Below are 1200 nucleotides of genomic sequence, written 5' to 3'. Positions count from 1 at the left end.
TCCCTACGGCTCCGTCTCTTCAACTTAACCTCGCATCATAACGTAACTCGCCGGTTCATTCTACAAAAGGCACGCTCTCACCCATTAACGGGCTCGAACTTGTTGTAGGCACACGGTTTCAGGTTCTCTTTCACTCCCCTCCCGGGGTGCTTTTCACCTTTCCCTCACGGTACTGGTTCACTATCGGTCACTAGGGAGTATTTAGGGTTGGGAGATGGTCCTCCCAGATTCCGACGAGATTCCACGTGTCTCGCCGTACTCAGGATCCTGCTAGGTATAAAGACTATTTTAAATACGAGGCTCTTACTCTCTCTGGCAACCTTTCCCAAGGTCTTCTTCTATAATCTTTACGTCCACTTCGCAGTCCTACAACCCCGAAGAGTAAACTCTTCGGTTTGCCCTCCTGCCCTTTCGCTCGCCGCTACTTAGGCAATCGCTTTTGCTTTCTCTTCCTGCAGCTACTTAGATGTTTCAGTTCACTGCGTCTTCCTCCTCATATCCTTAACAGATATGGGTAACAGGTAGTACCTGTTGGGTTCCCCCATTCGGACATCCCTGGATCTACGCTTACTTACAGCTCCCCAAGGCATTTCGTCGTTTGTCACGTCCTTCTTCGGCTCCTAGTGCCAAGGCATCCACCGTGCGCCCTTACTAACTTAACCTTATTTTGACCTTTCAGTCATAAACTCATTAATATTCACAGCGTTTCGGTTTATTTTCTTGTTACTATTTGATATCGTTATTCAATTTTCAATGGGCTAATTAGGTTCGTGTTCAACTTCTTTACCCGTTGAACACCTATCCTATCTTATCTAGTTGAACAAGAATCTCATTTCTTTGCATCCTAGATAATGGAGCCTAGCGGGATCGAACCGCTGACCTCCTGCGTGCAAAGCAGGCGCTCTCCCAGCTGAGCTAAGGCCCCACAAGACCTCTCAAAACTAAACAAAACGAACTCAATGGCTTCCGATTTTTCCTTAGAAAGGAGGTGATCCAGCCGCACCTTCCGATACGGCTACCTTGTTACGACTTCACCCCAATCATCTATCCCACCTTAGGCGGCTGGCTCCTTACGGTTACCTCACCGACTTCGGGTGTTACAAACTCTCGTGGTGTGACGGGCGGTGTGTACAAGGCCCGGGAACGTATTCACCGCGGCGTGCTGATCCGCGATTACTAGCGATTCCGACTTCATGTAGG

Annotated in this window: 1 tRNA gene and 2 rRNA genes; all 3 read right to left on the bottom strand. The window is 48.8% G+C overall.

The annotated features are described in order from the left end of the window. Positions 1 to 662 (bottom strand): 23S ribosomal RNA (locus PCY71_RS14905); the annotation flags it as partial. A 190-nt stretch (positions 663 to 852) separates the two neighbouring features. Further along, positions 853 to 925 (bottom strand) — tRNA-Ala (locus tag PCY71_RS14900). Between the two features lie 56 nt (positions 926 to 981). Further along, positions 982 to 1200 (bottom strand): 16S ribosomal RNA (locus PCY71_RS14895); the annotation flags it as partial.

The sequence above is a fragment of the Streptococcus sp. SN3 genome, assembly GCF_030439905.1.
This window is presented reverse-complemented; position numbering and strand designations above follow the sequence as displayed.